The organism is Corallococcus sp. CA053C (genome assembly GCF_003611675.1).
In the GTDB taxonomy this organism is placed as follows: Bacteria; Myxococcota; Myxococcia; order Myxococcales; family Myxococcaceae; genus Corallococcus.
This window is the reverse complement of record NZ_RAWA01000486.1, coordinates 1-6616: the sequence shown is the minus strand read 5'-3', so window position 1 is coordinate 6616 and position 6616 is coordinate 1. Positions and strand designations below refer to the sequence as shown.

Below are 6616 nucleotides of genomic sequence, written 5' to 3'. Positions count from 1 at the left end.
CCCGACGGGCGCCCCGTCCGGTCTGTCGACCGCGCGCTGAAAGGCTTCACGCTCCATGGCAACTCCGCACATCTCCGCCGCTCCGGGTGACTTCGCCGAAGTGGTCCTCATGCCCGGCGACCCGCTGCGCGCCCGCTACATCTCCGAGCGCTTCCTGGAAGGCGCGCGCGCCGTCACGTCGGTGCGCAACATGCTGGGCTACACCGGCACCTTCCGGGGCAAGAAGCTGTCGGTGCTGGGGCACGGCATGGGCGTGCCCTCCATCTCCATCTACGCGACGGAGCTGGTGCGGACCTACGGCGCGCGCGTGCTCATCCGCGTGGGCAGCTGCGGGGCGCTGCGCGAGGACGTGAAGCTGCGCGACGTCATCGTGGCGCAGGGCGCGGGCACCGACTCGCGGGTGAACCGCATGCGCCTGATGGACCACGACTTCCCGGCGGTGGCGGACTTCACGCTCGTGCGCCGCGCGGTGGAGGCGGCGGAGAAGCGGAACAAGGCCGTGCGCGTGGGCTCGGTGTTCACGTCGGATTTGTTCTACCACCCGCAGGAGGCGCTCAACGCCACGCTCGCCCGCATGGGCATCCTGGCGGTGGAGATGGAGATCGCCGGCCTGTATGGCGTGGCGGCGGAGTTCGGCGCGCGGGCGCTGGGGATGCTCACGGTGTCGGACCACATCCTCACCGGGGAGAAGCTGTCCCCCGAGGATCGGCAGACGACGTTCGACGAGATGATCGAGCTGGCGCTCGACGTCGCCGTCTCCGAGGCGTAAGGACGCGGGCATGAGCTTTGGTTCCCGCAGGGGCCCGCCGTCGGGGCTGGCGCGCAAGGCGGCCCAGCGCACCCCGGGCCACCACTACAACGCGAGCTTCCTCGCGGCCTCGGACCGCGCGGAGATCCTCGCGTGGTTGGGCACGCTGCACCCCCTGTGGGAGGAGCGCTATTCGAAGCACTTCCCCCCGCCGGAGGGGCAGGCGCAGCGGCGGCTCTTGCGGCCGGTGTACTGGCTGGGCAACTGGCAGTTCGCGTGCCTCGACTACTACCGGCCACCGAAGGGCGTGAAGGACCGCTGCGTGAAGGCGGAGCCCTTCCCGGAGGTGCTGGAGCGGCAGCTCGTCAAGGTGGAGGCGCTGGCGCGGCGGATGTTCCGGGGCCCGGACATGCCGCAGGGCTGGCACCTCAACACGTGTCTGGTGAACTTCTACGGCAGCCGGTTGGAGGACGGGCGCTGGGTGGACACCGCGCGCGTGGGCGAGCACAAGGACTTCGAGCCCGGGCCGGTGGCGTCGCTGTCATTGGGTGAGCGTGCGCTCATCCAGTTCGTCACGTCCTCACGGCCTGGCGAGCGCGACGCGGTGGTGCTGGAGCAGTGGTTGGATGATGGCTCGTTGCAGCTCTTCGGCGGCGCGCAGTGGAAGGAGCAGACGTTCCACCGGGTGCAGCGGGTGGACACGCGCGCCGGGCACGTGATGCCGCCGGAGCTGCCGGACTTCCGCACGCGGCGCATCAACCTGACGTTCCGCTACGTGCCGGACGCGCACGTGACGCCGTTCGCGGCGCTGAGCGCGGAGGCCCGCGAGGACGTGCGGCCGTACATGGCGACGCTCGCGCAGGGCAGCCGCTTCTTCCGCGAGGAGCTGGCGCGGGAGTCGGCGGCGAAGGCGGAGTAGGGGAGGGCGCGGACGTCGTGCGTCCGCGCCGGCCTTTCCGCTGGGACGGGCGACTACGAGCCCGTCTCGGGACCCCGGTTGGTGGAGGCGGACGCGGGCGAACGGCCCACGTAGCTGACCTGGGGAGAGCCGCCCCGGGCGGGACGTCCTCCGCCCCGCTCCGGCGCCTGACGCGGCATCCGGGGCGCGTTGCCCTGCGGGTTGCCACGCGCTTCGTGGGGGGCGGACTGGGAACCGCGCCCGCCCGGGGGCTCGGTGTCCTGCGCGCGCTGGCGGCGGTTGTCGCCGGGTCCGCCGTTCGTCGGGGGGGCGAAGGAGGCGTCTTCGGCGTTCGGCGTGCGCTGTCCGCGCGGGGGCCGGCCGTTCGTGCGCGGCTCGCCTTGCGGCGACGCGTTCGTGCCGGACTCGCTGTACTGCTGCTGCGGGCGACCGTTCATGCGCGGCTCGCCGTTCTGCTGCGCGCCACTCGCTCGGGACTCGCCGTTTCGCGGCTGCGACCGGTTGTTCATCCGGGGCTCGCTGTACTGCTGCAACGGGGCCTGCGGGTCGGAGCCATTGGTCTGCCGCGGGCGACCGTTCATGCGCGGCTCGCCGTTCTGCTGCGCGCCACTCGCTCGGGACTCGCCAGGCTGCCGCGCTGACGGTCCGTCGTTCCGGGAGCCATTCTGCTGGGACCGATCCTGCGTGCGCGGCTCACCGTTCTGCGGGGACCGGCCGTTCGCGCGCGCTTCGCCGTGCTGCGAGGGCTGCCCGTCCGTCCGAGCGCCAGCGGTCTGCTGCGCTCGACCATTCATCCGGGGCCCGCTGACCTGCGACGGGTTCTCCTCCCGGGCGCCGCCGCCCTGCTGAGGCCGGCCGTTCATGCGCGGCTCGCCGTTCTGCTGCGAGCCATTCGCACGGGGCTCGCCGCCCTGGGAGCGGCCGTTCGCGCGCGACTCGCCATGCTGCTGCGCGACGTCCATCCGGGGCTCACCGCCCTGCTGGGGCCGGCCGTTCGCGCGCGATTCGCCACGCGGAGGGCGGCCGTTCATGCGCGGCTCCCCGTTCGTGCGCGGCTCGCCGCCCGACGGCGCGCCGTTGATGCGCGCATTGCCAGTTTGCGGCTGCGACGGGCCATTCGCGCGCACGTCACCGTTCGGCTGTCGCGGCGGACGCCCATCGCGGCGCGGCTCGTTCGGCGCGCGCTGCTGCGGGTTCCCGTTGCGAGGCCCGCCACCCTGCGGAGGCCGGCCATTCGTGCGCGCATCGCCCGAAGCGTTCGCGCCCTGCGCCACCGGGGCACCGTTTCCGGCGCGCGGCCCGCCCTGCTGCGGACGTCCGTTGTTCCCGCCGGGCCGTGCTCCGCCCTGCTGCGGACGCGCCGCCGCACCCTGCTGCGGTCCCGCGTTCCCGGGCCGGGGAGCACTGCCGTTGCGCGGCGGCGGCTTGCCACCGAATCCCCCACCACGCCGCCGCCCATCGCGCGGGCTCGACGTGACGACCGGCCGTCCGCGCTCTCCGCCACCCTGCCGCAATACCAGCGCTTCCAGCGCGCGCAGCTCCGCCTCCTCCGCGCTGACGCCGTCCTCCAGCTCCACCGCGGCCACGGGCGCCGGGGCCGCGCGCAGGTCGCCGCGTCCCTCCTGCCCGAAGCGCTCCGCCCGACCCGCCGGGCGACCCTGCGCCCCCGGACGACGCGGCGGCTCGCGGAACGTGCCCGACGGCGAGAACTCCGGCGTCAGGTCGCGCCGCACGTACGCATTCCAGATCTCGCCCGTGTCCCCCGAGCGGCTCTCCAGCCGGGGCGAGATGCCCGTGAGGAACTCGCGCACGTTGTCCAGGTCGCGGCGGAAGTAGAACTCCGCCTGGCTGTTGCGCGCGGCCGCCACCGTCTGCGGGAAGTCGATGAGCGTCGGCCCATTCCCACTCATCAGGATGTTGTAGGGCGACAGGTCCCCATGGATGAGATCCGCGCACAAGGTGCGAATCACCTGCCCACGCAGGTCCAGGTAGACGGCCTCGGCGTCCTCGGGCGTCAGGGGCGGGGCCTCCACGAGCCGGGGCGCGGGCTGGCCTTGCTCGTCCAGCACCAGCTCCATCAGGAGGATGCCCTCGTAGAACAGCACGGGGGTGGGGACGCGGACGCCCTGCGCGTGCAGCTTGTAGAGCGAGTCGGCCTCGGCGTTCTTCCAGGCCTCCTCCGCGGCGGCCTGCCCGAAGCGGCTGCCCTTCTCCATGGCGCGCCGGGTGCGCGAGTTGCGCACCTCACGGCCTTCCTTGTAGCCGGAGTTGTTGCGGAAGTTGCGCTCGTGGCGCTCCTTGTACAGCTTGGCGGCGACCACCTGGCCGGCGTGCTGGACGAGCCACACCTCTGCCTCCTTGCCCGTCTTCAGCTGGCCGATGACGGCGTCAATGATGCCGTCGGCGAGGAGGGTCTCGAGGGAGTCATTCATTCTTAGGCAGAAGGCCGGAACGGCACGGGGCGGGGAGCTTCAGGCGTCACGTACACCGGCGGCCCCTGCTCGCCATGATGCACGTTGGAGATGAGAACACCGGGCAGGCCCTGGTTTCCATCGCCGTCACGCTGAACGTCGTCCAGAAGGCCCACGTACCGCTTGCTAGCAGCTTGGCAAGCAGGGGGCCAGGGGTGGGGTCGTCCCTGTAACCTGTTCGCCGGCCATCCCTGCCCGGGGACCGCTTGACGCGGCTCGGACGTCCAAGTCCCGCCAATCCCGCAACAAGAGGAGCCGTCCGCCCATGATGAAGGTCCTACCGCTGTGGGGTGTCCTGTTCGCCTCGCTGTGCGCGCACGCGGAAGACCGCGTCGCCGGAGCCCGGGAGCACCAGACGGCGGAGCTCGTCCGGAGCTTCAAGGCAGCGGGCCTGTCCTGGCCCCCGGAGGAGCTCTACCTGCGGGCCTTCAAGGTCGAGCGCGAGCTGGAGGTCTGGGCGGGCCCCCGGGGCAAGCCGCTGGTGAAGGTGCGCACGTATCCCATCTGCGCGGCGTCCGGCGACGTGGGCCCCAAGCGCGCCATGGGCGACTCCCAGGTGCCGGAGGGCTTCTACACGGTCGACCTCTTCAACCCGAAGAGCAACTTCCACCTGTCCATGCGCGTGAGCTACCCGAACGCGCTCGACCGGAAGCTGGGGGCCGCGCAGCCGGGCGGCGACATCTACATCCACGGCAACTGCGTGAGCATCGGCTGCCTGGCCATCGAGGACGGGCCCATTGAAGCGCTGTACGTGATGGTGTCCGAGGCCCGGGCGCGCATGGGGCGCGACGTGCCGGTGCACATCTTCCCGCGCCGGCTGGACGCGGCGGGGCTCGCGGCGCTGGAGGCCCTGCCCGGCGTCACCGATTCGCGCAAGGACTTCTGGCGCGGCCTGGAGCCTGGCTACCGGTGGTTCGAGGCCCAGCGGCGCCCCCCGCGCGTGAAGGTGAACGCCGCGGCGACGGCCTACGTGGTGACCCCGGCCTTCCCTGTCCGGTAGCCCCGAGGACCTGCTAGAAATCCCCCCATCGTCGGTGCCGCCGCTGTCGCCGACTCCTGGGGGTTGCGCACATGAAGTCTTCTGTCGGGCTGCAGGAGTCCGGGTCTCCCGAGGGCGCGCGAGCGCTCGTGTCCCTGACGACCACGGAGCTGGCCGCCGCCCTTCGCGCCCGCCAGGTCAGCGCCGTGGAGGTGCTGGAGGCCTTCCTCTCCCGCGCCCGTCAGCACAACCCCGCGCTCAACGCCGTCGTGACGTGGGACGAGGAGCGGGCCCGCGAACGCGCCGCCCAGGCGGACGCCGCGCTCGCGCGAGGGGAGGTGTGGGGACCGCTGCACGGTGTGCCCTTCACGGTGAAGGACGCGTTCAGCACCGCGGGCCTGCGCACGACGTCCGGCCATCCGGAGCTGGCCGGGTACGTGCCCTCGGAGGACGCGACCGCGGTGGCCCGGCTCAAGGCCGCGGGCGCCATCCTCTGGGGCAAGACGAACCTGCCGCCGTTCGCCTCCGACTACCAGACGCACGGGCCGCTGCTGGGCCGGGCCAACAACCCGCATGACCTGGGCCGCACGACGGGCGGCTCCAGCGGTGGCGCGGCGGCGGCGGTCGCGGCGGGCTTCACCCCCTTCGAGGTGGGCAGCGACATTGGCGGCTCCATCCGGCTGCCGGCGCACTTCTGCGGCATCGTCGGCATCAAGCCCACGGAGCACCGCGTCTCCAACGCGGGCCACGTCCCCGACATGCCCAATGGTCCGCGCCACGTGCGCCACATGGCGTGTTCCGGTCCGCTGGCGCGCTCGGTGGCGGACCTGCGGCTCATCCTGTCCCTCATCGAGGGCGAGGATCCGCGCAACCCGGAGGTGCCGCCCGTCGCGCCGCTGGGCGCCGCGAAGCCCCGGGCGCTGAAGGGGCTGCGGCTGGCGTGGGCGGACACGCTGGGCCCTTTCCGGGCCGACGACTCCACGCGCCAGCTCCTCGAGCGCTTCACCGCGACGCTGCGGGCCGAGGGCGTCGTCGTGGAGCACGCCGTGCCGGAGGCCCTGGACTTCGACGACCTCTTGGAGGTGTGGGGCCTGATGGAGGGCGGGGAGGTGGGCGCCCCGCTGCCGCCGGCCTGGTGCCAGGGCTTCCGGGACCAGTTCCTCCCGCTCAAAGAGGACCGGATGGCGGCGGCCATCGTGCGGGGCACGTACCTGGACCTCGCCGGCATGGGCGCGACGCTGTCCCGGCGGGACGGGCACATGGCCACGCTGGAGCGGTTCCTGGCGGGGTGGGACGCGTGGCTGGTGCCGGTGTCGCCCACGGCCGCCATCCCGCACACGCCCTTCGGCGGACCGGTGGAGGTGGACGGCGCGCCGCGCGGCTACCTGGAAGCGCTGGGCGGGTTCACCAGCTTCTTCAACGCCACGGGGAACCCCGTCGTGGTGTTCCCGCTGGGGCGCACCGAGGCGGGCCTGCCGGTGGGGGTGCAGCTCGTGGGG

The 6616-nt window shown here is 72.8% G+C and carries 5 protein-coding genes; 4 read left to right on the top strand and 1 reads right to left on the bottom strand.

Features of this window, described 5'->3' with window-relative positions:
• Window positions 1–55: 55 nt before the first annotated feature.
• Both deoD and D7V97_RS38010 read left to right on the top strand, forming a co-directional pair.
• Window positions 56–769: a purine-nucleoside phosphorylase gene (gene deoD / locus D7V97_RS38015; RefSeq protein WP_120615489.1), complete on the top strand. Its 714-nt coding sequence runs from the start codon at window positions 56–58 to the stop codon at window positions 767–769.
• 10 nt (window positions 770–779) lie between these two features.
• Complete coding sequence (locus tag D7V97_RS38010) at window positions 780–1667, top strand: alpha-ketoglutarate-dependent dioxygenase AlkB (protein ID WP_120615488.1); 888 nt, start codon at window positions 780–782, stop codon at window positions 1665–1667.
• 53 nt (window positions 1668–1720) lie between these two features.
• Here the strand turns inward: D7V97_RS38010 and D7V97_RS38005 are convergent, their stop codons facing one another.
• The gene (locus D7V97_RS38005) at window positions 1721–4099 is read right to left on the bottom strand and encodes an RIO1 family regulatory kinase/ATPase (RefSeq protein WP_120615487.1); all 2379 of its coding nucleotides are present in this window, start codon (window positions 4097–4099) and stop codon (window positions 1721–1723) included.
• Window positions 4100–4403: 304 nt separating this feature from the next.
• On the opposite strand from D7V97_RS38005, the gene D7V97_RS38000 reads away from it, so the two are divergent.
• Entirely contained in the window at window positions 4404–5138 is a 735-nt protein-coding gene (locus D7V97_RS38000; protein WP_233583490.1) for a murein L,D-transpeptidase family protein, read from the top strand.
• A 71-nt stretch (window positions 5139–5209) separates the two neighbouring features.
• Window positions 5210–6616: amidase (locus tag D7V97_RS37995; protein ID WP_147445146.1), on the top strand; the 1407-nt coding region annotated here is incomplete at its 3' end.